28 protein-coding genes and 1 other RNA gene are annotated in these 24,418 nt (G+C 66.7%); 20 read left to right on the top strand and 9 right to left on the bottom strand.

Annotation, left to right across the window (positions count from 1 at the left end; translation table 11 throughout):
* Positions 1-83: 83 nt before the first annotated feature.
* The 3 genes from O7601_RS28195 to O7601_RS28185 are packed head-to-tail and all read left to right on the top strand — an operon-like array spanning position 84 to position 2,925.
* Positions 84-986, top strand: coding sequence for a Nif3-like dinuclear metal center hexameric protein (locus O7601_RS28195; protein ID WP_281564071.1), 903 nt, complete (start codon positions 84-86; stop codon positions 984-986).
* Positions 976-1,713, top strand: coding sequence for a C4-type zinc ribbon domain-containing protein (locus O7601_RS28190; protein ID WP_281564070.1), 738 nt, complete (start codon positions 976-978; stop codon positions 1,711-1,713). The genes O7601_RS28195 and O7601_RS28190 overlap by 11 nt, the downstream gene beginning before the upstream one ends.
* Before the next feature lie 3 nt (positions 1,714-1,716).
* Positions 1,717-2,925, top strand: a complete 1,209-nt coding sequence (locus O7601_RS28185; protein WP_281564069.1) for a bifunctional RNase H/acid phosphatase — start codon at positions 1,717-1,719, stop codon at positions 2,923-2,925.
* A gap of 94 nt (positions 2,926-3,019) precedes the next feature.
* Here O7601_RS28185 and O7601_RS28180 read toward each other — a convergent pair whose 3' ends face one another.
* On the bottom strand, positions 3,020-3,781 hold the full coding sequence (locus O7601_RS28180; RefSeq protein ID WP_281564068.1) for a sulfite exporter TauE/SafE family protein: 762 nt from the start codon (positions 3,779-3,781) through the stop codon (positions 3,020-3,022).
* 47 nt (positions 3,782-3,828) lie between these two features.
* Positions 3,829-4,335 carry a DinB family protein gene (locus O7601_RS28175; RefSeq protein ID WP_281564067.1) on the bottom strand — a complete coding sequence of 169 codons (507 nt, stop codon included), beginning with the start codon at positions 4,333-4,335 and terminating at the stop codon, positions 3,829-3,831.
* Between the two features lie 220 nt (positions 4,336-4,555).
* Between O7601_RS28175 and rnpB the strand changes: the two genes are divergently transcribed.
* Together rnpB and O7601_RS28165 are read left to right on the top strand one after the other, a co-directional pair.
* Positions 4,556-4,965, top strand: an RNA gene (gene rnpB / locus O7601_RS28170) — RNase P RNA component class A.
* 396 nt (positions 4,966-5,361) lie between these two features.
* Complete coding sequence (locus tag O7601_RS28165) at positions 5,362-5,595, top strand: hypothetical protein (RefSeq protein WP_281564066.1); 234 nt, start codon at positions 5,362-5,364, stop codon at positions 5,593-5,595.
* Between the two features lie 294 nt (positions 5,596-5,889).
* Here O7601_RS28165 and O7601_RS28160 read toward each other — a convergent pair whose 3' ends face one another.
* Together O7601_RS28160 and O7601_RS28155 are read right to left on the bottom strand one after the other, a co-directional pair.
* Entirely contained in the window at positions 5,890-7,497 is a 1,608-nt protein-coding gene (locus O7601_RS28160) for a DUF262 domain-containing protein (RefSeq protein WP_281564065.1), read from the bottom strand.
* Positions 7,498-7,589: 92 nt separating this feature from the next.
* Positions 7,590-8,012: a GntR family transcriptional regulator gene (locus tag O7601_RS28155; RefSeq protein ID WP_281564064.1), complete on the bottom strand. Its 423-nt coding sequence runs from the start codon at positions 8,010-8,012 to the stop codon at positions 7,590-7,592.
* A gap of 547 nt (positions 8,013-8,559) precedes the next feature.
* On the opposite strand from O7601_RS28155, the gene O7601_RS28150 reads away from it, so the two are divergent.
* The 4 genes from O7601_RS28150 to O7601_RS28135 all read left to right on the top strand — a co-directional run bounded on the left by O7601_RS28150 (position 8,560) and on the right by O7601_RS28135 (position 10,942).
* Positions 8,560-8,898 carry a hypothetical protein gene (locus O7601_RS28150; RefSeq protein WP_281564063.1) on the top strand — a complete coding sequence of 113 codons (339 nt, stop codon included), beginning with the start codon at positions 8,560-8,562 and terminating at the stop codon, positions 8,896-8,898.
* The gene (locus tag O7601_RS28145; protein WP_281564062.1) at positions 8,885-9,229 is read left to right on the top strand and encodes a hypothetical protein; all 345 of its coding nucleotides are present in this window, start codon (positions 8,885-8,887) and stop codon (positions 9,227-9,229) included. Before O7601_RS28150 ends, O7601_RS28145 begins: the two co-directional genes overlap by 14 nt.
* A gap of 127 nt (positions 9,230-9,356) precedes the next feature.
* Positions 9,357-10,178: a GntR family transcriptional regulator gene (locus O7601_RS28140; protein WP_281564061.1), complete on the top strand. Its 822-nt coding sequence runs from the start codon at positions 9,357-9,359 to the stop codon at positions 10,176-10,178.
* Entirely contained in the window at positions 10,166-10,942 is a 777-nt protein-coding gene (locus tag O7601_RS28135; RefSeq protein WP_281564060.1) for a glycosyltransferase, read from the top strand. Before O7601_RS28140 ends, O7601_RS28135 begins: the two co-directional genes overlap by 13 nt.
* Here the strand turns inward: O7601_RS28135 and O7601_RS28130 are convergent.
* Positions 10,926-11,369, bottom strand: coding sequence for a hypothetical protein (locus O7601_RS28130; RefSeq protein WP_281564059.1), 444 nt, complete (start codon positions 11,367-11,369; stop codon positions 10,926-10,928). The genes O7601_RS28135 and O7601_RS28130 overlap by 17 nt on opposite strands.
* A gap of 68 nt (positions 11,370-11,437) precedes the next feature.
* Positions 11,438-13,405 carry a hypothetical protein gene (locus tag O7601_RS28125; RefSeq protein WP_281564058.1) on the bottom strand — a complete coding sequence of 656 codons (1,968 nt, stop codon included), beginning with the start codon at positions 13,403-13,405 and terminating at the stop codon, positions 11,438-11,440.
* 1,411 nt (positions 13,406-14,816) lie between these two features.
* Between O7601_RS28125 and O7601_RS28120 the strand changes: the two genes are divergently transcribed.
* From O7601_RS28120 to O7601_RS28100, 5 genes are all read left to right on the top strand, one after another.
* Positions 14,817-15,212: a transcriptional regulator gene (locus tag O7601_RS28120; RefSeq protein WP_126711252.1), complete on the top strand. Its 396-nt coding sequence runs from the start codon at positions 14,817-14,819 to the stop codon at positions 15,210-15,212.
* Between the two features lie 183 nt (positions 15,213-15,395).
* Complete coding sequence (locus tag O7601_RS28115) at positions 15,396-16,988, top strand: FtsK/SpoIIIE domain-containing protein (protein WP_281567075.1); 1,593 nt, start codon at positions 15,396-15,398, stop codon at positions 16,986-16,988.
* The gene (locus O7601_RS28110; RefSeq protein ID WP_281564057.1) at positions 16,985-17,239 is read left to right on the top strand and encodes a hypothetical protein; all 255 of its coding nucleotides are present in this window, start codon (positions 16,985-16,987) and stop codon (positions 17,237-17,239) included. The genes O7601_RS28115 and O7601_RS28110 overlap by 4 nt, the downstream gene beginning before the upstream one ends.
* 3 nt (positions 17,240-17,242) lie before the next feature.
* Entirely contained in the window at positions 17,243-17,431 is a 189-nt protein-coding gene (locus O7601_RS28105; protein ID WP_281564056.1) for a hypothetical protein, read from the top strand.
* Positions 17,428-17,970: a DUF2637 domain-containing protein gene (locus O7601_RS28100; protein ID WP_281564055.1), complete on the top strand. Its 543-nt coding sequence runs from the start codon at positions 17,428-17,430 to the stop codon at positions 17,968-17,970. The genes O7601_RS28105 and O7601_RS28100 overlap by 4 nt, the downstream gene beginning before the upstream one ends.
* Positions 17,971-17,996: 26 nt before the next feature.
* Here O7601_RS28100 and O7601_RS28095 read toward each other — a convergent pair whose 3' ends face one another.
* The gene (locus tag O7601_RS28095) at positions 17,997-18,389 is read right to left on the bottom strand and encodes a hypothetical protein (protein WP_281564054.1); all 393 of its coding nucleotides are present in this window, start codon (positions 18,387-18,389) and stop codon (positions 17,997-17,999) included.
* A 47-nt stretch (positions 18,390-18,436) separates the two neighbouring features.
* On the opposite strand from O7601_RS28095, the gene O7601_RS28090 reads away from it, so the two are divergent.
* The 6 genes from O7601_RS28090 (at position 18,437) to O7601_RS28065 (ending at position 23,325) form a co-directional block, all read left to right on the top strand.
* Positions 18,437-20,203: a replication initiator gene (locus tag O7601_RS28090; RefSeq protein WP_281564053.1), complete on the top strand. Its 1,767-nt coding sequence runs from the start codon at positions 18,437-18,439 to the stop codon at positions 20,201-20,203.
* Positions 20,203-20,385, top strand: coding sequence for a helix-turn-helix domain-containing protein (locus O7601_RS28085; protein WP_281564052.1), 183 nt, complete (start codon positions 20,203-20,205; stop codon positions 20,383-20,385). Before O7601_RS28090 ends, O7601_RS28085 begins: the two co-directional genes overlap by 1 nt.
* Positions 20,385-21,578, top strand: coding sequence for a tyrosine-type recombinase/integrase (locus O7601_RS28080; protein WP_281564051.1), 1,194 nt, complete (start codon positions 20,385-20,387; stop codon positions 21,576-21,578). The genes O7601_RS28085 and O7601_RS28080 overlap by 1 nt, the downstream gene beginning before the upstream one ends.
* Before the next feature lie 149 nt (positions 21,579-21,727).
* Positions 21,728-21,985: a hypothetical protein gene (locus O7601_RS28075; protein WP_281564050.1), complete on the top strand. Its 258-nt coding sequence runs from the start codon at positions 21,728-21,730 to the stop codon at positions 21,983-21,985.
* Between the two features lie 301 nt (positions 21,986-22,286).
* On the top strand, positions 22,287-22,562 hold the full coding sequence (locus O7601_RS28070; protein ID WP_281564049.1) for a hypothetical protein: 276 nt from the start codon (positions 22,287-22,289) through the stop codon (positions 22,560-22,562).
* Between the two features lie 277 nt (positions 22,563-22,839).
* Positions 22,840-23,325 (top strand): DinB family protein, encoded by a 486-nt coding sequence (locus tag O7601_RS28065; RefSeq protein ID WP_281567074.1) that lies wholly within the window; start codon positions 22,840-22,842, stop codon positions 23,323-23,325.
* Between the two features lie 7 nt (positions 23,326-23,332).
* On the opposite strand, the gene O7601_RS28060 is transcribed toward O7601_RS28065, so the two are convergent.
* Complete coding sequence (locus tag O7601_RS28060) at positions 23,333-23,821, bottom strand: roadblock/LC7 domain-containing protein (protein WP_281564048.1); 489 nt, start codon at positions 23,819-23,821, stop codon at positions 23,333-23,335.
* The gene (locus O7601_RS28055; protein ID WP_281564047.1) at positions 23,818-24,189 is read right to left on the bottom strand and encodes a hypothetical protein; all 372 of its coding nucleotides are present in this window, start codon (positions 24,187-24,189) and stop codon (positions 23,818-23,820) included. The genes O7601_RS28060 and O7601_RS28055 overlap by 4 nt, the downstream gene beginning before the upstream one ends.
* Between the last annotated feature and the right edge of the window lie 229 nt (positions 24,190-24,418).

The raw sequence follows: 24,418 nt of genomic DNA, 5'->3' as shown, positions 1-24,418 counted from the left end.
GCAGAGTTCACGGCCCGGCCGCGGCAAGGTCCGCGGCCGGGTGACGTCCGGTGGACGCGCTGACGCCGGTAAGCTCACCGGCCGTGAGCACAACCGCAGCCGTGCCGACCGTCGCCGACGTGGTGGCCGAGGTGGCGCGGCACTACCCGCCGGCCTGGGCCGAGGAGTGGGATCGGGTCGGCCTGGTGCTCGGTGAGCCGTCCGCCCCCGTCCGCCGGCTCCTCTGCGTCGTGGACGTGGTACCCGAGACGGTCGCGGAGGCGCTCGACGCGGGCGTCGACATGATCATCGCCCATCATCCGCTGCTGCTGCGCGGGGTCTCGTCGGTGGCGCCGACCACCTACAAGGGCCGCATCGTCCACCAGTTGATCAAGGCTGATGTTGCGCTGTACGTCGCGCACACCAACGCCGACGTGGCCGTACCGGGCGTGTCCGACGCCCTCGCCGCCCGGTTTGGCCTGCTCGACCTGCGCCCGCTGCGACCGGCCCGCCCCGGTACCCCCGCCGAAGGGGAGGGGCGCGGTGCCGGCCGGATCGGCCGGCTGCCCCAACCGCTGACCCTGGCTGACCTGGCCCGGCGGGCCGCCGCCGCACTACCGGCCACCGCCGCCGGGGTGCGCGCCGCAGGCGATCCGGCCCGCCTGGTGCGTACCCTGGCGGTCTGCGGTGGCGCCGGGGACAGTTTCCTGGCCGACGCCACCGCCGCCGGGGTGGACGCCTACCTCACCTCGGACCTGCGCCACCATCCGGCCGGCGAGCACCTCGCCACCGGAGGCCCAGCGTTGCTCGACGCCACCCACTGGGCCACCGAACGGCCGTGGCTGGACGACCTCGCGGCGCTGCTACGGGCCGCGCCCGGCGTCGAGACCCTGGTGTCCGACCTGGACACCGACCCGTGGACCGTGCACGCCGCCTCACCGCACCGGACGAACGCGCGCCCGGACGAACCCGCAGCGGACGACAAGGAGCCCGACCGTGAAGGCTGACCCCCAGGTCCAGCGCCGCCTGCTCGATCTCCAGGCGATCGACACCGCCCTCGCCCAGCTCGCCCACCGGCGTCGGTCGTTGCCCGAGCGGGCCGAACTGGAGGCCCTCGCCCGGGAGCTGTCCGCCCTGGAGGACGAGCGGGTCCGCGCCCAGGTCGCGGTCGACGACCTGGACCGCGACATCGCCCGGCTGGAGAAGGACGTGGACCAGGTCCGGGCGCGCAAGACCAAGGACGAGGATCGGCTGGCCGCCGGCACCGGCCCGGCCCGTGAGTTGGAGGCGCTCCAGCACGAGCTGGCCTCGCTCAACCGCCGGCAGAGCGACCTGGAGGACGCCGAGCTGGAGCTGATGGAGCAGCGGGAAACCGCCCAGTCGGTGCTGGACGGGGTGGAGCAGCGACTGGGCGAGGTGCGGGAACGGCGGGCCGCCACCGAGCAGCGGCGCGACGACAACCTCGCCGAGATCGGACGCGAGGAGGAGTTCAAGCGCTCCGCCCGCCAGCCCCTCGCCAACGACCTGCCCGCCGACCTGGTGCAGCTCTACGACCGGATCCGCACCGACACCGGACTCGGCGCCGCGCTGCTGACCGCTGGTCGCTGCGGCGGATGCCGACTGGAGCTCTCCGGCGCCGACCTGGCCCGGATCCGCAAGGCCGACCCCGACGATGTGGTCCGCTGCGAGGAGTGTCGCCGGATCATGGTCCGCACCAACGAGTCCGGACTGTAACCGGTGGCCACGCGCGCGGTCCTCGTCGAGGCCGACGGCGGATCCCGGGGCAACCCCGGGCCGGCCGGGTACGGGGCGGTGCTCCGCGACCCGGCCACCGGCGAGGTGCTGGCCGAGCGGAACGAGGCGATCGGCACCGCCACCAACAACGTCGCCGAGTACCGCGGACTGATCGCCGGCCTGGCCGCCGCCGCCGAACTCGGTGCCGACGAGGTCGAGGTGCGGATGGACTCCAAGCTGGTCGTCGAGCAGATGTGCGGTCGCTGGCAGATCAAGCACCCTGGTCTACGCCCGTTGGCCGCCGAGGCCGCCCAACTGGTCGGCCGGTTCACCGCCGTACGGTTCAGCTGGATCCCCCGGGATCGCAACACCCACGCCGACGCCCTGGCCAACGCCGCGATGGACGCCGCCGCCTCGTCCGGCGTCGCCGCGCCGGCCGTCGAGCCGCCCCGCGTGGTCGAGCCGCCGCGTCGCCTCGGTGGCCCGGAACCCGCCGGTGGCGGTGCCGCCGAGGTCGCCGCCCGGGCCGAATCACCGGGTGCCGACCTGACCAGCGCGCCGGTGTCCTGGGAGCCCCGACCCAGCTTCACCGCCACCCGGCTCGTCCTGGTCCGGCACGGCGAGACCGAGTACACCGAGCAGGGCCGGTACTCCGGTCGCGGTGACATCCCGCTCAGCGGCAAGGGCCAGGCCCAGGTGCGGGCCACGGCCGCGCGGGTGGCCGCGCTCGCGCCGGACGCCGTGGCCGTGGTCAGCTCACCGCTGTCCCGGTGCACGGCGACCGCCGAGGCGATCGCGGCCGCCGTCGGTGACCTGCCGGTACGCCGCGACGACGAACTCATCGAATGCGACTTCGGCGCCTGGGAGGGGCGCACCTTCGCCGAGGTACGCGAGGGCTGGGCCGGTGAACTCGACGCCTGGCTCGCCTCCACCCGGGTCGCCCCGCCGGACGGCGAGTCGTTCGCCGCCGTCGCCGAACGGTGCGACCGGGTGGTGCGACGGCTGCTCGACGCGTACCCCGGGCAGACCGTCGTGGTGGTCTCGCACGTCTCGCCGATCAAGCTGATGCTGCGCGACGCGCTCGCCGCCACCGACTCCTTCCTGCACCGGCTCTACCTCGACGCGGCGGGCGTCTCGGTGCTGGACCGCTGGCCCGACGGCGGCGTCGCCGTCCGCTCGGTAAACGAAACCGCCCACCTCGTCGACCTCTGACAGCCCAGCCCCGCCCTCGTCGATCTTGCACCTTTGGTCGGCGAAAAGTAACTGATGCCCGATTTGCGGGGTCAGGGAGTGCAAGATCGCGGGTTCAGGAGAGGACGCGCCAGAGGAGATAGGTGCCGATCACGGTGCCGAAGACGACGATGATGGTCTTCAGGACCACCGAGGGAAGCCGGCGGACCAGGCGGGCGCCGGCGTACCCGCCGACAAGCGTGGCGGGGGCGACCACCGCGACACCGGCCCAGTTGACCGGGCCGGCGATGGCGAAGACGACCACAGTGGTCAGGCCGATCACGGCGGACAGCAGATTCTTGATCGCGCTCACCCGGGCCAGTGTCGCGTCCAGCACCAGGGCCAACCCGGCGACCAGCATGACCCCGACGGCGGCGCCGAAGTAGCCGCCGTACACCGCGGCCAGCGCCACCACCACCTGAACGGTCACGGCCCGGCGGCGCGGCGTCAGGTCACGCGGGTGGCCGACCAGCCGGCGCAGCGGGTCCTGGAACGCCAGCAGCGCGGTCGCCCCCAGCACCAGGAACGGTACGACCAGCTCGAACGCCCGTGCCGGGGTGACCAGGAGCAGCCCCGCACCGACCAGCGCCCCGACCACGGTGGTGGGCACCAACGCGACCAGCAGCCGCGACCGGGGCAGATCCACCCGGCTGCCCGCCACTGCGGCCAGATACCCGGGAGCGACCGACAGCGAGTTGGTGACGTTCGCCGGCACCGGCGGCAACCCGATCGCGAGCAACGCCGGAAACGTGATCAGCGAACCACCGCCGGCCACCGCGTTGACCGTACCCGCGGCGAGTCCGGCGGCGAGCAGTAACGCGGCTTCGGCGAGTTCCACGATCCGCAGGCTAGCGGTCCGGCTCCTGCGCCGGTTGCCCTCCCCGGCTACTCGCCGACCGGGCCACCGGCCAACTCGGTCACGATGTCGAGGTGACCGAGGTGGCGCGCATACTCCTGCACCAGGTGGAACATCACCCGCTCCAACGACGCCGGATCCGCGCCCGCCCACCGCGGCCCCGGCGCTCCCCGTGCGGCCAGATCGGTGCCCTCGACCACCGCCCGGGTGTGAGCGCCCTGAGCCCGCAGCGCGGCCGCCAGCTCCGCGAAGCTCTCCTCCGGCGCGACGTACCACCGGTCGCCTCGGTGATCGCCCCACGGGTCCGCGACGTCGCGCCCCTGGAACCCCCACTCGATCCAGCGAAGCTCCACGTGGCGCAGGTGCTTGAGCAACTCCAGCGGGGTCCAACCGGACGGCAGCCGGCTGTCCCGCCGCTCCTCCTCGGTCAGCCCGGCCGCCCTCGCCAGTACGCCGTCCCGAAAATAATCGAGGTAGCGCAGGAACACCTCGGCCCGCCCGTCGGCCGGCGCAGTCGGTTCAGGAAACGGCGGCATCGTCACCACCCCATTATCCGTACACCCCTCCCTGAGCCGCGGCCACGCCCGAGCCCGCCTCAAACGCGATCGTGGCAGCGAAGCTGGCCGACATGCCGGCCAGGAACCACCTCCACTGCCACGATCGCCGGCTGCCCGCAAGGGGACCTGTGCGAGCCTTGCTGGCCTAGGCGCGGCAATAGTCGCGGACCCGGTGTCGTTAGGATGGGTGCGCGACGGACGAGTCGACCGGGCGGTCGCGTCGGCGGGCTGCGGTCCGCCGCCGAGGAACGTCCGGACTCCACAGGGCAGGGTGGTTGCTAACGGCAACCCGGGGCGACCCGCGGGACAGTGCCACAGAAAACAGACCGCCGGCCCCATCGGGGACGGTAAGGGTGAAACGGTGGGGTAAGAGCCCACCAGCATCCCGGGCGACCGGGATGGCTCGGTAAACCCCACCCGGAGCAAGGCCAAGAAAGGGCTGCCATCGCAGGATGACGCCCGCGCAGACGCTTGAGGGCGGCCCGCCCGATGTCTGCGGGTAGGCCGCAGGAGCCTGTCGGCAACGGCAGGCCGAGATGGATGGCCGCCGCCGGCACGCACCCAGGTGCGCGCCGCGCACAGAATCCGGCGTACAGGTCGACTCGTCCGTCGCCCACCAGCTCAGAGCCCCGATCAAGGCTCTGAGCTGTTCCTATGTCCGGGTGTCGATGGTCGTCGTTGGTCAACTTTGGCCGGTGTTTGACGCCCTGACGACGCCCTGACGCCCTGGAGAAGCCCTGAGCGCCGGCTCAGTCGGCCTCGTCTCAAGTCGGTCTAGCTGTGCCGCCGTGGGCCGTCTCCGGGCTCGTGCTCGACGGTTCCCAAGTGGGGCCGGCGGCTGTGGGGGAGAGTCGGGGACGTCCCGGCGGTGGAGCTGGTGCCGTGACCCGGTGATCCGGTGGCAAGCCAGTCCCGGGGTTGGACTGGCGCGGCAGCCGGAAGCCCCGACGCACGACCAGGCCGATCCGCTGGCTTCCGTGGCGGCCTCGGTGGTCCCATTCGTGGATGAGGTGGGATGAGTGCGTGCCGGAGCTGCTGGAGCACCTGGGGGAGATGGGTCTGGTCGGGCTGGTCAAGATTGACGGGGAGCGGGAGCGTAAGCCCTGGACTGTGGTGATCTCGGGTCAGCGGCTCGATGGTGCGTCGATCAGGGTGGACGGCCACAGCCTGGACTACTGCCTGCGGCATGCGGTCGCCGCGCTTCATGCGCGCTTCCCGGACGAACTCGCGCTGAGCTGAGCCCTGGCTGTGGGGCGGTGTCCCGGCGGCTGTCGGTGGCTTACCGCCCCGGCGCCGTAGGCGGCCGGGGCGGCTTGCCGCCGGCCGGGCTTGCCGCCGTGCACCGCGCGGAGCGCGGTGCCTTGATCCAAGACAGAGGAAATCGGCAACTGCTGGGTGAACTACTTACACGGATGTCAGCTTGTCTGCCAAAGCGTTGGAGAGTGCAACCGAGATGCGAGTGCTTCGTCAGACCTTTCGGCTAACCCCACAGCTCTCGGTACTGCCTCTACTCGACTTGGATATGATCGCGAATCAATGAAGGCCGGTGCAAAGAGATTCAATCGCTGCTTGCACTATCCCGACTCTTGCATCGATAAACGATTCCAGTGATGCGGTGCTGTAATCGAAATCCTGTGGCTTCGGCATAAGATTGGATTTGAATACTGGAGCGGCGTCAGTACCTAAATCGCTGATGACTTGTGGGAGGTACACCTGTGGGTCGGCGTCGCTGATCAGGTTATTCTCAGATGCTGCAAGCATGCAGAAGTTTAGGACGTAGTTACGCTCGACCTCGGGCTTGGTCTTTCTCAAAAAGGCTTCGGGAAAGATGTGATGGAACTGCTTCTTATTGTATATCGAGAGCGCGATGGCGGTGTCGATCGAGTTGCCATTCGTTAGGTTGCGAGGATTCTGTTTGGCTAGCGCCAAGCTGAACGCCCGTGATCGGGAATTGTTTTTGCGGAAGATCATTCCCTTTAAAGTTGCTGTGTCTGGCACTGCGCCGTACGCCTCTGCTGGTACGTCGCCTTCTAGAACAAATCTTTGAATCGCAGCTAGGTCGCGCGTGACGAAATCGTCGGGAGCTCCTCGGTATCGCTCCGAGAATGATGTCCGCCAGAACCATTGCCTCACACGCCTCAATTGCCCCGCGTTTAGGGTTGGATTATTTGCATAGATGTAAGTCAGGATTATAAGATGCGCCTCGTATGGCAAGAAGTCCATCGAGTAAAGCTTGAAGTCGGTGATGAGTTGATCGACGGCCCGCAAGATTGCGCGCTTTGTCTTTTCGACCAGCCCATCCATATCGGCGGGCTTCTCACGTAGTTGCCGTAGTGCCAAGATTCTTTCTCGGCTCGTGGAGTCGCTCCTTACGGCGGCCAGGCACTTAAGGACTCTGGTGCCACTAATCTCACCATAGTTCTTCGGCTTCAAGGCTTCAGCGATTTCTTCGACGGTTTCATTCAGGTCGAATCGCTTGGACCATGTTGCGGCAACCATGAGGTCGAAGATGGAGAGGGCGGTCCCAGAGCTGTTGATACGTTCGAAGATTGGGCACACTTCTTCGACAGTAAGGTCCTTCAGTGTGACAACTGGAATCTGATATCCAGTGAAAACCTCAACGAGGCCATCAAATCGTTCTTGTAATTTCGCTGCATTCGGGTGCGTCTGCAGAGCGGTGCGGAAGTTCAGGAGCTTGGTTGTCTGGTAGAGCCATCGCATCGGGAACATATGTAGACCGACGACTGCGGAACGCGTGGAAGTGAAGCGCTCCTTCTCTAGGTCGTACGACGCGGAGAATCCGGGAGCATCCGGGTCGGCTCCCACGGCCGAATATAGGACGGTGAGTCGCTGCTGGCCGTCAAGTACGTAGTCGGTGGGTGACATGTCGTCGGTCTGTGGTAAGACGAATTCCCCGATGTTTCGCTCTGTCGCGAGTTTATCGCTCGTGCGCCATAAGAGGAGACTCCCGAGAGGGTAGTTGTTGGCGACACTGTCGAGCAGTGCTATGGCTTGGTCATCACCCCAGACGAACGGGCGCTGGAACTGGGGTATCTTCATCTCTCCTTTCCGTATCTGAACGTTTAGATCCTTGATATAGGGTGTTGCGGTGGAAAGTCGCGTGCCTACATTCGCGCTCATGCGTCCCTCCAGGGCGGTCGTAACGTTGCTATCTTTATGCTCGCAAAGGAGTCGTTTCTCCGCAGGATCGGCGGAGAACAGGAGTCGGGTTTCTAGTGGTGGCTCCTGTGCAGCCGATACGTCCTGGCGACAACCTCAACCTCTCCGTTTCGTCGTGTGACGTTTTCATGCATGATCAGCACTTCTCCAGCCTCTACGCCGAACAAGGTCGCTAGCTCTTCGTCGGCGGCCACCTCACGTTTCCTGGTCTCAAGGTCGCCGGGCTTGCTGAGCTCGGGAGGCTGCGGGCGGACGTTGACGAAAGTTCCTCTGCCATGCGCTGTGCTGGTTAATCCGTCTTCGCGAAGAACGGCTATGGCTTGGCGGATCGTGCCGCGACTTGCCCGGAATTCAGCCGTGAGCACCCCCTCGGGCGGCAGAAGGGTGCCCGGCGGGATTGAGCCGCTCTCGATGCGCTGCCGCAGTTCGTCGGCGATGGCGCGGTAGCGGGGCTGTCCATAGTGCGGGGTGGGCACCTACTCACCGTACCTGGCACTTGTCTTACCAAGTGCCAACCAAGTGGCCGTTTCGACGTATGGACAAGTCGTCTACTTGTAGGTACGTTTCCGGGTGTGCGGCTGTGATGACGGCGTGTATCAGGGGTGGTGCTTCGTCGGTCTGGTCGTGCGGAGGCGCGGCGTCCTGGTGGGCCGGTTGCGGTAGTCGCGCGTACAAGGTGGCTCGGCGATACCCGATCCGTCCGGTGTCGGACGGTGCGCCGTGCCCTCTGTCGGGCCGGTGGCCGGCTGATTCCCCCTGGTCGGCCGCCGGCTCTCCTACACGTGGAGGTGCGATGCCTGGCTCTCATCGTCGACGTCCCTGGTTCTCGTTCTGGCGGTCCCGCCGACAGTCGGAGCAGTCCCGATCCGCAGCCTGTAGCCGTTCCGACGGTTCCGCTCCGGCTTGCAATTCCGGTCCGCTGCGCTGGGCCATGGAACGGACCCGTGAGCTGCCGGCGTTGCGTCATGCGCCGCTGCTGACCCGAGGGCAGATCTTCCGGGGCAATGGTGGGCGGTGGCCACGATGAGTCAGACGAGCAGGCGTCCCGCCGTGGCGAGCCATCCCGCGTGGTGCGCGCCGGATCGGTGCGGGCATCTGGTGCCGCCCGTGCTGGCGCACATGGCGCGACGCCATCGGGGTGTGCTGCTGCGGGTGGGTGAGGTCCGGTCGTCCGGGCTGGTCGTGTCGTACTTGATCGGCTCCGACGACGAACCGCCGGCGGTCGTGGTGCACGCCTCCTGCCGGGCCGGTGCCGGCTGGGCCGAACTCACCCTCCCGCAAACGAAGCACCTGGTCGACCAGCTCGGCTCGCTCCTGACGCAAGCGGCCGGTCCAGGGGAGGGCGAGCATGGGCGACAGTGACGACCCGACCAACGCCCAAACTCCCAACACGGAAGACGAGGCGTCGTGTCCTGACTGGTGCCGGGGCTGCGGGCCGAACGATCCGATGCACCGGGGGTTGCTGGCCACGATCGGTAGCGAGGGCGGCGGCTGGGTGAGTCTGCAACTGCTCCTGGATCGCTTTCGGCGGCGTGACCCGGTTGTGAAGGTCGACGCGACTCGCTCCGGGGCGACGCGCTCCGTGCTGCTGTCGCGGGTCCAGCTCGATCGGCTGATCTACGAACTGACCTACGCCCGGTGGCGGGTGATGACCAAGGGACAACCATTGGAGGGACACGATGACCGCCACTGACCGCAGCTCCCGCCGTACTCCGGTCGCTGCTCAGCGTTCGCGTCGGCCGCAGGTGGCAGTGGATGCGGTGCCGGAGCGGCCGGCGGGTGGGACCACCTGGCAGTCGTTGGAACGTCTAGGGGGTACGGTGACCGGTGTGCATGGCCGGGACTGGCGCCCTCGTTACCTGCAACTCGCCGAAGAGTTGCGGGTCAAGATCACGAGCGGGGAACTTGCCCCCGGCACGCTGATGCCGTCCGAGACGGAGTTGGCCGACACGTCGGGCCTGTCGCGCACGAGTGTCCGCAACGCCATCCGCCAGCTCCGCGAGTGGGGCCTGGTCCGCGCGGAGCAGGGGCGCGGCACCTACGTACGGGCACCCCGCCAGCGGGTACGGCGGCGTAACGCGGAGCGGTACCAGTGGGAGAAGGACCGGGTCCTACTCGACCAGGACGAGCGGCTCAAGACCGGCGCGACCGAGCATGACACCGGCCTGACCGTTGATGACCTGAAGTTCCACGCCGAATACACCCGCGTCGAGGCGGACGCGGACATGGCGGCGGCCTTGCACGTTGAGCCGGGTACGTCGCTGCTGCGGCGGGTGTACTGGACGTCGTCGCGGCATGAGAACGCGCCGCTGACGATGTCGTACTCGTACCTGCCCTATGACCTGGTGGCCGCGAACCCGGACCTGCTCGACGCCAGCAACGAGCCCTGGCCCGGCGGCTCACAGCACCAGCTCTACACGATCGGCGTCGAGCTGGACCGCATCGACGAAGAGGTCCGGGCACGTCCGCCGTCACCAGATGAGGCCGAACTGCTCGACATTGACCCCGGCGTCTCGGTGCTGACCGTGCGCAAGACCTCCATCGACACCGCCGGCCGGGTCGTCGAGGTGGCCGACGTGGTGATGCCGGGGGACCGGACGGAACTGGTTTACTCCCACAAACTGCAACGGTGGAAAACGTGACGCAGCTCGTCTCGGTCATCACCCCGGTCCACACGCCCAGCATCGAGTACCTGGCCGGCGCGTACGACTCGTTGGTCAAGCAGGACATGCCCGACGGGTGGGACTGGCAATGGCTCGTCCAGGAGGACGGGCAGACCGGAACACTGGCCCAGGTGCTGCCGGACGACCCCCGCATCAGCATCGGCGGCGGTCGTCCCGGCGGCCCCGGTGTCGCCCGCACCCTCGCGCTCTCCCGCGTCACCGGCGACCTAGTCAAGGTGCTCGACGCCGACGACCAACTCACGGCCGGCGCGCTCGCCCGGGACATTGCCGCCTTCGAGGCGCATCCGAGCATTGGTTGGACGACTTCCCGCGTCCTGGACCTGATGCCCGACGGCTCCACCATCGGATGGGACAAGGACCCGGACGGCGGACCCATCGGCCGTGGTGCCGTCCTCGCCTTCTGGCAAGCCAACGGCTACCGCGCCCAGGTCCACCCCGCCACCCTCTGCATCCGCCGGGATCTGCTCCTGGCCCTCGGCGGCTGGATGGCACTCCCGGCCTCCGAAGACACCGGCCTCCTCCTCGCGGCGAGCGCGGTCAGCGAGGGCTACTTCACCCGCGAACACGGCCTGCTCTACCGCAAATGGCCCGGCCAAGTCACCAGCCAAGCAGCCCACCGCGAACCCATCGAGTACGAGGGCCGCATGAAGATCATCGAGGCCAGAGCCATGGCCCTGGCCTCGATGCTCCCGAACGGGCTGCCGGTCACCCCTCCGGCGTAGCTTCATGTCCCGGCATCCCAGGGGTACGCCGACGCTCCTTCATCTCCGCCTCATAGATGTGCCGCCGACCACCGGCCAGCGTCTCCCGGGTGTACCGCTCAACCTCTTGGAACGCCGCGTAGTAGCCATCGTCGAACTCCTCCATGATCTGGAAGGTCCAACGGCCCGGTAGGACGTTCCGACCCAGCAACTCCCGCTCTACCCGGTCGGCCACCTCGTCGTGCCCCGCCTGCCGCAGCAGCTCGACCACACGATCAAGGGTCAGGTCCGCGCCGCCGACGAGCTGGTGAGCGGAGTACAGGTGACCGCGTACACGGTGGATCGTCTCCAACGCCGTACTTAACTCGCCCAGTGCCTCGATCGTCAGATTGCCTAGACCATTAGGGCGAGCGTGCGGTGCGTCAAGGGAGCTAACGTTATGCTGCATTTTGCAGTGGTACCCGCGGACGGCTAATGCAAACCTTTCGTCAGAAAAAAACGATGGACCGTCTGTGCTTATATGGTTTGCTGGTGGTGATAGAACCTATCGATCCTTGGCCTTAGGCGTAGTCGGAGAGCGATCGACAGCCCTGCTGAGAGAACTAGATAGCCTCCCACAATCAGGTTGACCGTCGCGGCAGCATATTCCGCTACATAATGTGAGTCGGAAAGGAGGGACGCGGCGGACGAGAGCAGGGTGATTCCTGCTACTGCAGCTGCGCGCACCAGCGCAGAACGGTACCTCAATAGCCCCGATTCCTTGCGGTTTCCTACGGTGGCCAAGTACGCAATAAAAGGTGACGTCGTTACTGAGGTCAGAGACACGATCAGTGAGAGAGTGGAGTAGTCGAAACTGGAGACTCCGCCGGTCGCCACAGTCAAGGATAGGGCTATGAGTGCGGCGGCGCACACGGTCACAAACGTGAAAAGGCTGAGATATGCTGCGGTCGACCATTGAACATAGGCGCGAATGCGGGACGGTCGAGTCAGTGCCGGAAGACTTGATGGTCGAGGGATCGAATCGAGTTCTAACACCTTTAGTGACCGCATGTCTGAGAGTGAAATCTTGACTGAGTAACTGTCGTCGCTACCGTTCCTAAATCCTTCTATCGGCACTATTCCTCTGGACGCGCCATTAAAAGGCCAAAGTTCGCGGCTGGTGGTGTGAGGGCCAAGCGGTTCCGTCCACTTGACCTCAACCATCGAGACGTCTACGTACTCTCGGCTGGTGCTAACGAATCGCCATGGCTCCCGAATTGAACGGTCGATGCGCGACCAATCGCTGGCAGAAATAACGATCCCGCCTGCGCCTGTGCCTATCGCGTGGTCGGTGACCTGAGCTAAAGCCGTAGCCATCTCGGCCCTGTACCTACTAATTATCGGACCACCTCCTGGGATCAGGCGGTCGCCGGCAAGCGATGTAACAGTTATCGGCAGGGCGTCGGCAATCGAGCTGGGAAGTGAGCCAAGGTATACAAATAAAACGTGGTCGCTCGCCGCCGTATCTGAAATCGCGATCGCCGCTTCGCGGTGTACTAGCTGTGAGTCGACATCAAGCTCTAGCCTCTCATTGACTTGACTTGGTCCTCGCTCGGCAATGACTAGCTGAAGGAGCTGTAATGTGCTTTCGCTCAAGGCGATTTCTGGGAGCCCAAAGATTGGGACCTGATAATCCCTGGGAGCCTCGCTCCACCCATTAGGTAGCGCTGGCCGTGCCAGCGGATTGCGCTGGTTTAAGACGTAGCCGGCAGTCTGTGGTTGTGTTACAAGAGTAGTAGTATTCCGGGCACCTGATCTCTTTGGACCCTGTTGGATGGCCAAGGGCACGAAACCGTCGGTCTCGGAAAATTTTGGCGTCCGCGGGGGTGAGAATCTGCGCTCGATTGGAAGGCGCTCGAAATTTATTAGGGCATTCAATGTAAAGTAGGTATATCCGGTCTTATTCCTCGGCGGCTCGAGCGCAGCAGCCCAACGCTGCGCCGCTGTGGCGTAAGATGTAAGAGCAAGGTTCGCTCTGTCTGTGCCGTGGTCACCACGACGTAAACCGTAGATGATGCCGTCGACCTCGTGAGGGGCGAATGCGGCTGCGGCTGCTACGGAAGCGCACGCAAGTGGATGCCAACGGTGGCGAATCATCCAGCTTATAAAATCCGTGCTGTCAAGCACTTCATGGCCAATTTGCCGAGTGATTAGCCTTTCAGCTAGCTCGGGCGCCGCCGAGGGGTAGACCCTGACCAAGGTGGCTAGTAGAAGGGGCTCTAGCTCGGGGCGCGCATAAAAGTCGCCGGATATCGGATCGCGTGCAAAAGCGATGCTCGCTAGGGATTCGTACACTTCGGGTGTGAACCGCCCATCTGAGTAAATGGACGCGTCCCCTTTGGAAAACCTTTCGATAAGCAATAACCTAGAGATCGGGGAGCCCAGCATTATGAGAAAATCTTCGACTGGGAAATCGTCGTTGACTATTCTTCCAGCTTTAGTCATGACTCAGCTGGCCCCTCTTGACTGTGCTTCGGCTCCAGCCTTTGACGATAAGGCTCATAATCTGTGTCCAAGCGGCGCCAGCAAATCCATCGGTCTGTGCATGCAGAAGCTCAGCATCGCTAAAGTCGATCTGCAGCCCTAGCTTCCCCGCCCAGTCGTGGAGCTTGTGAACTCCCAGAGCATCAACTTCAAAGACTGTGGGCTTGAGTGGGCCATGCGTCAGGGGAAAGCCAGTTCCGCTCGCAGCTGGGCGATTCGAGTGAACAGTCACGAGGTAAAGGCCTGTGGTCCGCACTATGCGTTCTCGAAAATGATCTGCCACGATGGTTAGTGGTTCGACTGCCTCGTCGAAGTGATCAATTGCCACCCATGTTGGCTGACCTATTTCCCCTATCTCTTCCAAGAGGGTGGGGAGTTTGCTCTGCGGAGTGGCGACGAGGGCGGGACGTCGTCCGAAAATCGAGAAGTTGGAAGGAAGCCTTACTCGAATTGACGATTTATAAAGGTTCGCATTCGCAATGGATATGTGGTTGGGTGTTCTCACCAAAGCGGATCGCGTATTCTTTAGTTCATCCTGAGAAACGCACGCAAGCGCTCGAAGCAGTAAAGCTTCCTCTTCTCGCTGGCGCCTGCCGTCGAAATGCAGGACTCGGCCGTTATTTCTGATAAGACTCGTTACGAGGTATTCTAATATCTTGGTTTTGCCGGATCCTGGAGCTCCGGCGATTGAGACGTAGGGTCGCTGATCCCAGTCGTGGTGATGGAACGACGAAAGAAGTGAGTCGAAGTTGTATAAGTCTGTTGGCTTCAACGGATATCGAACTTCGAGTCGTAGGAGTCAGTTTCATCGATATCAACTTTGGCGCCTCTATTTTTCACCTTGCTACGAAAGAAAAGGGACCGGCGGACTTTTAGTTGCCCACTCGGCGGCGCCTCGACGTTCAATTCATGTTCCGGTGAGCGCATTCGAAGCTTCCGGAGCCACCCGCCTGCCAGCGCAACTACCACTGCTACAGCGGCAACGATCGCCACGATCGCCCAGGTTTCCATTGCTCTCCAAATTTCCATCGCTGTAGAAGGTCGGCGCTGGCGCGGGACTGCTTTGCGGATTACTGGGAGGGGCCGAGGAATTTTACCCGAAGATTGCGGGCGGGCGCGGGTTGCTCCGGTTGACGTTATGGGGCGAAGGACCGAATTGTTGTGGTTATTCCTCACGGTCTGTCGAGTCCCGGCGGTATTTTTGTCAAGAATCTGTCGCTTGTGTGCTGTCCAGTATGTGCACCTTGTGATTGAGGGGCGCGACGTAGGTGCTGATGCCGGCCTCTCCGGGCCAACTTGTTGACTTGTCTGCCAAGTGCCGTCTACCTTGGACCGCAGCTTGGCAGACAAGTCAACAAGTTGGAGGTGGGCGATGGCTCTGCGTGGCGGTACGAGGTTCGCCGTGCGGTTCGAGGACGTGTTCCCGGCGGGGTGCGCGTTGGTGCCCGAGTCGCTGGGTGAGGTGGAGGACTACGACGAGAAGACGGGTCGGCGGTCCCCGGCGAAGGACAAGGTGACCGGTCAGCGGGTGTGGCAGGTCCGGGTGATGGACCTTGACCCTGAGCTGGGCAAGCGGTCCCGGGAGACGACGGTGAAGATCTCGGCTGACTATCAGCCGGTGCCGCCGTCGGGTGCGCCGTTCGAGGCGGTGGAGTTCGACGGGATGACGGTGACGCCGTACGTGGCGAACAACGGTCGGATGGCGTACTCGCTGCGGGCGACCGGGCTTCGGGCTCCGGTGGTCGGCGGCAAGAAGGCGGCGGCGTAGCCGCTGTTGGTGGGGGCGGGGCTGTCTGGTCTTGGCGGACGGCAACCCCGCCCCCTGGTGTCTCTTCCCCTGCTCTGTCGAGAGAGGTCGTGACGTGTCCAAGGGTATGCCCGCGTCTACGCGGGGGCTGGTAGCGGTCGTGCGGGGTGTTCGATGATTCGCCGGCCGCGTGGTGAGGTCGTGATGACCACGGCCGGGGATCTGATGGTGATCCGTCCTCGGCGGCTTGAGCTGCCGCTGTGGCTGATCGCGCTCGGGATGCTGCTGCGGTGGCTGTTCCGGGCTGTCGTCTGGTGTGTGCGGCATCCGGTGATCGTGGGCCTGGTCGTGGCCGGCGGGTGGCTCTACGCCGAGTTCGGCCGGGCCGGGCTGATCGTGCCGCTGGTTCTGGCCGGTCTGGTGTCGGCGGTGTGGCGGTGGAAGCACGAAACATCGTGGTGGGACTGGTGCGCGGGGCCGGTGCTGGGCTGGTTCCGTCAGGTGTTCGTCTACCGGCGGGCCTGGCGGGAAGCCATGACGCTGTGCGGGCTGACCCGCACGTATGACCATCGGCCGGTCATGCCGCAGTTGCTGCGGGTGCGCTCCGATCAGGCGCTGGACGTGCTGACGGTTCGCATGGTGCGTGGGCAGACGCCGGAGGAGTTCCAGAAGGTCACGGCCAATTTGGCGTACGCGTTCGGTCGCCGCCATGCCCGGGTCTACTCGGAGCGTCCCGGCGATCCGCCGCCCCGGACTGGCTATTGGGCGTTGGTGCTGGGCTGGGTGGATCGGCTGCGGTACCGGGATCGGCCGTCGCTGGTTTACCTGGTCGTGGTCCGTACCGATGCGCTGCGCACGGTGGTGAAGCCGTTCGACGTGCCTGTGGTGCCCGACCTCACCGCGCTGCCCCTGGCCCGGCGGGAAGACCTGCGGCACTGGTCCCTGCACCTGCTCGCCACCCACGTCCTGATCGGTGGCGCGACCCGCTCCGGTAAGGGCTCGGTGCTGTGGTCCCTCGTCCGCTCCCTCGCCGGTGGGATCAGCTCCGGGCTGGTGCGGCTGTGGGTGATCGACCCCAAGGGCGGCATGGAGTTCGCCATGGGCCGACCGCTGTTCGCCCGCTTCGCCGGCAAGTCCTTCGAGGCCATGGCCGACCTCCTCGACGAGGCCGTCACCGTGCTGCGCGAGCGGCAGACCCGCCTTGCCGGCACGGTCCGAGTACACACGCCGACCGAGGCTGACCCCCTGGTCGTGGTCGTCATCGACGAGATGGCCGCCCTCACCGCCTACCTGCAAGATGCTGAGCTGCGTAAGCGCATCGCTTCGTCGCTGGGGCTGCTGCTGTCCCAAGGGGCCGGCGTCGGCGTCCTGGTCGTGGCGGCGTTGCAGGACCCGCGCAAGGAAGTCCTGCCGTTCCGGGACCTGTTCCCGACCCGCATCGCGCTCGGCCTGACCGAGGCCGCTCAGGTCGACCTAATCCTCGGCGACGGTGCCCGCAACCGGGGCGCCCTGGCCGACCAGATGCCCCGATGGGCCAAGGGCGTCGGCTACGTGATCCTCGACGGCACCCCCGAACCCGCCCGGGTCCGCTTCTCCCACATCACCGACGACGACATCCGCCAGCTCGCCGCGACCCATCCGGCCCCGGCTGACGCGGCGGACATCCTCGCCCAGGTTGGCCGGGAAACCGCCCCCGAACCCACCCACCGCCCGCCGCTGCCCCGCCCACGCGGACCGCTGCTGCCGGACTCCCTGCTCAACATCCTCCGCGACACCGACGGGGGTGAGCCGCGGTGACCACCCCGACCTTCTACCGCCTCCGCGCACCGCACCCCGACGGGCAGACCAGCACCGCCGTGTCCGTCCGCGTCGACCCGCACCGGCCCGACCCGTACCCGGTCTATCTCGCCGTCGGCGGCGGCCGGCGCCGCATGCACCTCACCCCCGACGAGGCGTGGGCGCTGTGGCGCTGCCTCTCCGAAGCCGTCGCCTCCCTCGGCGAACCACCCGAGCACATCCGTACCCGCGTCGCCCCGGCCCGGAGGTAACCGATGTCCCTCAAACGCTTCTTCCTCGGCACCCACCGGATCAAGCCGCTGCACATCGAACTGGACGGCACCCCGGACCGGCTCGCCGCCGCCCTGCACGGCCTGGCGCACATGGTCAACCGCCGCCGCGACCTCGACGGCCAAAGCATCCGCATCAGCCTGACCGTCCGCGACACCGGGAGCCGCCGGTGACCCGCGACCGCATCGAATCCGCCGTACGCCTGCTCATCCTGCTCGCCATCGGCACCATGGCCGGCGCTGCCGCCTTCACCCACGTCCATGACCTCTCCGTCGCCCACGGCCAACCACACTGGATCGGCTGGGCCAACGCCGTAGCCGTCGAACTCATGGCCATCTACCTCGGCCTCGAAATCCGCGCCCGCCGCCGCAACGGCCGACCGGCCGGCTTCGTCGGCGTCCTCCTGGTCGCCTTCGCCCTGCTCTCCCTCGCCGCCCAGGTCGCCGAAGCCGAACCCTCCGTGTGGGGCTGGATCGTCGCCGCCGTCCCCTCGCTGGCCTTCCTCGCCCTGGTCAAAGTCGTCCTGTCCAGTGCACCCGCCACCGCGCCGGCACCGGAACCGGCCCAATCGCAGGCCGACCGGCACGACGAACCCGAGCAGGCCGAGCCTGTTCCGCCTGCTGACGTGATGCCGCCGGCATCAGTCTCCGTGCTGCCACCGCGCGGCGTCGTCCAGCCCGGCCGGCGTCAGGTGGTGGGGATCATCCGATGACGCCGCGATCTCTGCCTGAGGTGGCCTTACCGCATCGGCGCGACGCCGAACTTCTCGATCATGAAGCGCCAGAACAGTGGTACCGCGTCTGCACTGGGACGGGTGATCACGTCGTCCCTGCCGGACACGGTCCGATGTTCGATCAGCACCCCGTCGGGGCCAACTCGTCCGGACGAGGGCGATCGAACAACCACCACCTCGATCGGGGGTTCATCCGGCACGGGGCGCGCGGCCACAACGAGGTCATGCATGGAGGTAAGGGCGGCGAGTCGGGCGGCTCCGTCGCAGGTGATCACGCTTTCCACGATGTCAGCCATGTGCTGGAAATCGGGATAGCGCCGAACAAGATCACGGAAGCGGACTTCGATGTCCCGCCACGGAACCTCTTCGAAGCGGTACCGCCAGGCGCGGGGCTCCACGAGCGAATCATGCCACGTCTTCCTGCGCGGGCGGCTGGTGAGGCTGCATGACGGCGACCTCTACGACCGCCCCCACCCTGCCCGGCCTCGAACCCGCCCCGACCCCGGCTGCACCTCCTCGGCCGGGGTCGCGGGCGGCCCGCATGGCGCTACCCCGCTCGGTCGACGTGCTCAAGGAGATCGCGGCCGAGTACGGCGTCTGCGTCCGTCCCCTGGCGATGCGCCGCACCGACTTGAACACCGGCCTGACTGAGGTCATCGACCTGCCTTGCGGCGCGACCCGGGAGGACAAGTGCGGGCCGTGCGCGAAGAAGAACCGCCGGCTGCGGCAGGCCCAGATCCGGGAGGGCTGGCACCGCGATGACGAACCGCTACCGCCACCGGAGCCGGCGACCGAGGAACAGAAGGCGCTGATCCTGCTGCGCGGTCACCTGGAGTTCTCCCGCGACGAGGCGTCCCGAGCCAGCCAGTGGGACCAGGTAGAAGATCTCGACGAGGCAATCCGCGAAGTAGAAGAGGCAATCGCGGCCGAAGGGCTCCGGGGACGGGTCGCGCCGCCGCACTCGACCGGGGACGAGGACCAGGGCGACGAGGACAACGGTCGGCGGCGCAAGCGTTCTACCCGCCGTCGCCAGGATGCCCCGGACCTGCCTCGGCGTAAGGTCGAGCGCCGTACGGTCGGCAAGACCTACACCGCCCCCGACGGCACCACCTACCGGCCGTCGATGTGGCTCACGCTCACCCTCGACTCGTACGGCCCGGTCCGCCCCGACGGCACCCCGCTCAACCCCGACCGGTACGACTACCGCCGGGCGGCGTGGGACGCGGTGCACTTCCCTCGGCTGCTCGATCGGTTCTGGCAGAACCTGCGCCGCTGCGAGGGATGGAACGTCCAGTACGCCGGCTGCGTCGAGCCCCAACGCCGCCTCGCCCCACACGCACACTTCGCCATCCGAGGCACCATCCCGCGCGACGTGCTCCGGACCGTGGCGGCGGCTACCTATCACCAGGTGTGGTGGCCCAGCGTCGATGTTCAGCGGTACACCCTCGACCGGCTGCCCGTCTGGGACGAGCAGGCTTCCGTGTGGGTCGACCAGGACGCCCGCGCGCCGCTGACCACCTGGTCGGAAGCACTCGACGCCATCGACGACGACCTCGACGCGGAACCGGTGCACGTCGTGCGCTTCGGCTCCCAGGTCGACGCACGCGGCGTCATGCCCGGCACCGACGACGCCGAACGGACCATCCGCTACGTCACGAAATACATCACCAAGCACACGGGCGACGTCCACAAGGCGACGACTGACCGGCAACGCGCCCACCTCGACCGGCTGTGGCAGGAACTCCAGGTCACCCCGTGCACCGACCGCTGCGCGAACTGGCTGCTCTACGGCATCCAACCGCGCAAGGCGCACGCGAAGCTCAAGCCGGGCCGCTGCAAGGGCAAGGTCCACCAGCGGGACACCCTCGGTATCGGCGGCCGGCGCATCCTCATCTCCCGCGACTGGTCCGGCAAGACCCTCTCTGACCACAAGCACGATGTCCGGGCCTGGGTGCGGGCGCTGCTCGGGGTGAGTGTCGGCCTGGAGGGCGTCTACGACCAGGGTGCCACCGTCGAACCTGTCCGCCACGCCTGGGAACTCGCCCGACCCGACGATCCCGACGTCGGCCCCATGGCGCATCGGCTGCTGCGGGCGATCGGTGAACGTGCCCGCTGGCGCTCCGAACTCCTCGCTGCCAAGGACCGCGCCGCGCAGCTCCCCGACACGGCATCGACGACGGAAACGGACGGCACAACGGGGGAGGGGCTGTGATGTCGGCGAACGACGGGCTCTGGACGATCCGGGACGTGGCGGCGTACCTGCGGGTACCGCCCGAGACGCTGTACCGCTGGCGCAAAGTCAAGTACGGGCCGCCGGCGGCTCGGGTCGGCCGACACCTGCGGTACGAGCCGGAAGCGGTCCGGTCCTGGGTACGCGAGCAGGCGGCGGCCTGATGGGACACGTAGAGGATCGCTGGTACAAGACGCTGCGTCACCCCGGCGGGCAACGGGAGCGGGTCAAGACGGAACTGTTCGGCAAGGGCCTGCGCTACCGGGTGCGCTACATCGGCCCGGACGGCAAGGAACGCAAGAAGTCGTTTCCGGACCGGGCCAAGCGTGAGGCTGAGGCGTTCCTCGTCTCTACCGAGTCGGACAAGCTACGCGGCTCGTACGTCGACCCGGTCGCCGGTCGGATGACCTTCGCCGAGTACGCGGAGACGTGGCTACGGACGCGTTCGTTCGACGAGTCGACCCGGGAGAGCACGGAGTTCCGGGTACGCAAGCATCTGCTGCCGTCCTTCGGTTCCAAGAAGCTGGCCGAGATCAAGCCGGGACACATCCGGGCATGGGACGCGGACATGGTCGGCAAGCTTGCCCCGGCGACTCGGGCCGTGGTCTTCGCCCACCTGCGGACCATCCTCGGCGCGGCCGTCGATGACGAGCGGATCGCCAAGAATCCGTGTTCGGCAAAGTCGGTCAAGCCTCCGCGACCGGTGCAGCGGCGGGTGGTGCCGTGGCGGTTCGAACAGGTTTCGGCAATCCGCGGTGGCCTCGCCCAGCGGTACCGCCCGATGGTCGACCTGGGCGCCGGCTGCGGTCTGCGGCAGGGGGAGATCCTCGGCCTCGGGGTCGACGACATCGACCTTGACGCGGGCTGGGTGCACGTCTGCCGTCAGGTCAAGCTCGTCCGCTCCCGTCTCGTCTTCGGGCTGCCCAAGAATGACCGGGACCGCCGGATACCGCTGCCCGACTCCGTCGCTCAGGTGCTGAAGCAGCACGTCGACGACTTCGTCCCGGTGTCGCTCACCCTGCCGTGGGAGGACCCGGCCACCGACGAGCGGGTCACGGTGCCGCTGCTGTTCACCACCACCCGGCGCGGCGCGATCAATCGGCGGACCTTCGACAACAAGAGCTGGCGGCCCGCTGTCGTGGCGGCCGGCATCACGCCGACCCGTGCCACCGGGATGCACGCGTTACGGCACTTCTACGCCTCGTCGTTGCTCGACGCGGGGGAGAGCATCAAGGCCCTCGCCTCCTACCTCGGCCACGCCGATCCCGGCTTCACCCTCCGCGTCTACACGCACCTGATGCCGGCCAGCGAGGAACGCACCCGGCGCGCGATTGATGATCTGTTCGCGGCATCGTAGATATCGAACGCGCCGCGCCCGGGATACTTCGACAGGCAGGATTCGAGCAGATGGACCGACACGCCCCCCGACCTGGGGACCACGTCGAGCTTGCTTGCGAAGCGATCGAGTGGGTGGATCGGGCCGTCTTTCCAGCCGTGGTCCGGGTCGTGTTCACCGATGCGCAGGGCCGCGTATGGTCGCTCGTCGACAAGGCGCCGATCTTCGGTAGCGACCTCGATCCCGAGTCTGCGTTGCCGAGGCCGGCTGCGGTGCGGTGCATCGTCAAGGAGCTGCGCGGCATGTCCGACACCTCGTCGGTGCCGCTGGTCCTGGTCTCGACGGAGCCGGACGGCGTAGCCGCCGAGGACGGGACGGCCGTCTTCCTCGTGTCATCGGACCTCTTGCACCCGGCGGCGGCCAGATAGCGGCGATGCGATACCGCCGGCATGTGTCCGGGTGGCTTGCCATTGTCGAGGCTCTCTGAATTTCGCCAGACGCCCTGGCGACGCCCTGAGCGGGTGACTGGCGAACAGAACGCCTGCTCAGGGCATGTTTCAAGTTCATAATCCGGCGTACAGGTCGACTCGTCCGTCGCCCACCAGGTCGCAGTATCGATCGCGAGGCTGGGACCTGGTTCTGTATCGGCCATCGATTGGCGTTCCGCTTCACAGAGGGCTGTGCGACCGGCGACCGTGCTGCCTGGGGCAACGCCCTAGGCTGGCAGCCATGTCGGCGGAGCGCGGTTCGGACGTCTCGGGTGTTCTGCGGATGGACGGGCAACTGGCAGTGACCAACGCTGGCCAGGCGCCGATCACGGTTCGCGCGGCGACCGGGCAGGGACCGGGTGCCCAGGTCCGCGACGCCGGCGAGTCTGAGTTGCTGGGCCCCGGTGACACCGGCCTGATCGGTGTCGAGCTGCGCTTCGAATGCGAGACCGCGTTCGAGAGCGGACACTTGCCGATGCGATTCTCGGTGTGGCCCCGGGCGTGGTGCTCGTCTTGATCTGGGCCGCCTGGATGACCATGCCCAGCAGAAAGGTGATCGCGGCGGCGACGGCCGGGACGGGAACGCGTCGTCGACCCCGATCCATCATCGGCACAGGGTAGGTGTGTGCTGCTCGGGTCGACCAGGTGTGCTCGAAGGGTCGAGCGGGTCGTCGCGGCGCAGGTGAAGGTCGCGGACGGGGCACTGGTGACGGTTCGCGGGGCAGCGGGGGCGGGTGGACTGTCGCTAGGGTCCGGTCATGACGGAGAGCCCTGCCGATCACGTGGTCACCGCGATGATGGCGAGCACCGGCGACGAACGCGTCGTGCTCGACGCGTTTCTCGATTTCCATCGCGCGGTGCTGCTGGGGAAGGTGCGGGGGATCTCCGGCGCCGAGGCCGCCCGGCGACTGGTGCCGTCGGCGACCACCCTCGCCGGCCTGGTGAAGCACCTGACGTTGGTGGAGCGGAACTGGTTCCGCTGTCTGCTCGCGCCCGGCCCGGGGGACGTCTATCTCACCTCCGAGGAGGACGCGACGGCCAGCTTCGCGTTGGCCGAGGGTGACACCGTCGAGCGGTTGGCGGCGGCGTACGAGGCGGAGTGTGCCCGGTCGCGAGAGGTGGCGGCCCGCTTCGACCTCGACCATGTGGTGCCCCACCCGCAGCTCGGGCAGGTTTCGTTGCGCTGGATCCTGGTGCACCTGATCGAGGAGACGGCCCGGCACGCCGGCCATGCCGATATTCTCCGCGAACTGACCGACGGCTCGACGGGCGCCACCTGACCGAGGTTCACCGCTGTTCGTGGATCAGGGCGGGGGTGAGAAGTTTGGCGAGGCGTTCGGCTACCGGCGGGGCGTGCAGGTGCAGTCGGGCCACGTTTATCGCATCGGCGCCGACCACCGAGAGTAGTGCGTGCGGGCCGACGGCGTACACCGAGAAGTAGCCGGCCTCGTTGCGCACGGTGGACTGGCGGAACTCACCCTGGCCGAGGCGGAGGCTGACCTGCCGGCCGAGGCCGAAGGTCGCCGCCGCCATCGCGGCCAGGTCGTCCGGGTCCAGAGCGTCGGGCACGTCGTGGGCGATGAGCAGGCCGTCGACTCCGCCGAGGACGCTTCCCTGCACCCCGGGGATGTTCAAGCGCAGCTCGTGCAGTTCGGTGCCGATCGCCGGGTACGGCAACGACGGGTCACCGGCCAGCGACGGTGGGAGCCGCACCGGTGGCGGAAGGTTCGGCTGCTGCGCGGTACGACGGGGCAGGAGGCTGTCGCCGGTGCTCACAGTTCCAGATGCTCCTCGATGGTGCGCAGCTGGTGCCGGGCGAGCGCCAGGTTGGACCGGGTCTTGCTGAGCATCAGGTAGAGGAACAGCCCTTTGCCGTTGGGGCCGTTCAGCGGCCGGATGATGTGGTACTGGCCGCCCAGGGTGATGAGCATGTCCTCGATGTCGTCGTTCAGCCTGAGCATCTCGATGGTGCGCATCTTGGCGCGTACCACGTCGGTGTTGCCGGCGGCGGCGATGGCGAGGTCGATTTCCGGAGTGCCACCGGCGACGCCGAGGGTCATCCCGCTGGTGTAGTCGACGAGCGCGGCGCCGATGGCGCCGTCGATCGCCATGGCGTCCTTCAGGGCGGTGTCGAGGTTTGCCACGTGCCTCTCCAGGTTCTGCTGACGAGCGGTAGGTGCGCACCGGTACGCGGTCGGGTCGTGCCGGTGGAGAGAATCTCGGATGAGACTGGCACATGCAACCTCCCATCCGCATCTTGTGCAGCGCGATCGAGCTGAGCGGGCCACGTTGGGTGACCGCCGGGACGGTCGAGAATGGCCGCAGCGGCGGATGCCGGGGCAACAAGCCCGTCTGCTACCTGGGCGGATGCGG

The sequence above is a fragment of the Verrucosispora sp. WMMD573 genome (genome assembly GCF_027497175.1).
Classification (GTDB): Bacteria; Actinomycetota; Actinomycetes; order Mycobacteriales; family Micromonosporaceae; genus Micromonospora.
This window is presented reverse-complemented; position numbering and strand designations above follow the sequence as displayed.

Excerpts from the sequence above, each read along its gene's own strand:
- O7601_RS28150 (WP_281564063.1), top strand. The coding sequence starts at position 8,560 with ATGAGTCAGACGAGCAGGCGTCCCGCCGTGGCGAGCCATCCCGCGTGG.
- O7601_RS28115 (WP_281567075.1), top strand. The coding sequence starts at position 15,396 with ATGACCACGGCCGGGGATCTGATGGTGATCCGTCCTCGGCGGCTTGAG.
- O7601_RS28085 (WP_281564052.1), top strand. The coding sequence starts at position 20,203 with ATGTCGGCGAACGACGGGCTCTGGACGATCCGGGACGTGGCGGCGTAC.
- O7601_RS28175 (WP_281564067.1), bottom strand. The coding sequence starts at position 4,335 with ATGCCGCCGTTTCCTGAACCGACTGCGCCGGCCGACGGGCGGGCCGAG.
- O7601_RS28130 (WP_281564059.1), bottom strand. The coding sequence starts at position 11,369 with ATGCAGCATAACGTTAGCTCCCTTGACGCACCGCACGCTCGCCCTAAT.
- O7601_RS28105 (WP_281564056.1), top strand. The coding sequence starts at position 17,243 with ATGTCCCTCAAACGCTTCTTCCTCGGCACCCACCGGATCAAGCCGCTG.
- O7601_RS28080 (WP_281564051.1), top strand. The coding sequence starts at position 20,385 with ATGGGACACGTAGAGGATCGCTGGTACAAGACGCTGCGTCACCCCGGC.
- O7601_RS28160 (WP_281564065.1), bottom strand. The coding sequence starts at position 7,497 with ATGAGCGCGAATGTAGGCACGCGACTTTCCACCGCAACACCCTATATC.
- O7601_RS28065 (WP_281567074.1), top strand. The coding sequence starts at position 22,840 with ATGATGGCGAGCACCGGCGACGAACGCGTCGTGCTCGACGCGTTTCTC.
- O7601_RS28145 (WP_281564062.1), top strand. The coding sequence starts at position 8,885 with ATGGGCGACAGTGACGACCCGACCAACGCCCAAACTCCCAACACGGAA.
- O7601_RS28090 (WP_281564053.1), top strand. The coding sequence starts at position 18,437 with ATGACGGCGACCTCTACGACCGCCCCCACCCTGCCCGGCCTCGAACCC.
- O7601_RS28125 (WP_281564058.1), bottom strand. The coding sequence starts at position 13,405 with ATGACTAAAGCTGGAAGAATAGTCAACGACGATTTCCCAGTCGAAGAT.
- O7601_RS28120 (WP_126711252.1), top strand. The coding sequence starts at position 14,817 with ATGGCTCTGCGTGGCGGTACGAGGTTCGCCGTGCGGTTCGAGGACGTG.
- O7601_RS28070 (WP_281564049.1), top strand. The coding sequence starts at position 22,287 with ATGTCGGCGGAGCGCGGTTCGGACGTCTCGGGTGTTCTGCGGATGGAC.
- O7601_RS28165 (WP_281564066.1), top strand. The coding sequence starts at position 5,362 with ATGAGGTGGGATGAGTGCGTGCCGGAGCTGCTGGAGCACCTGGGGGAG.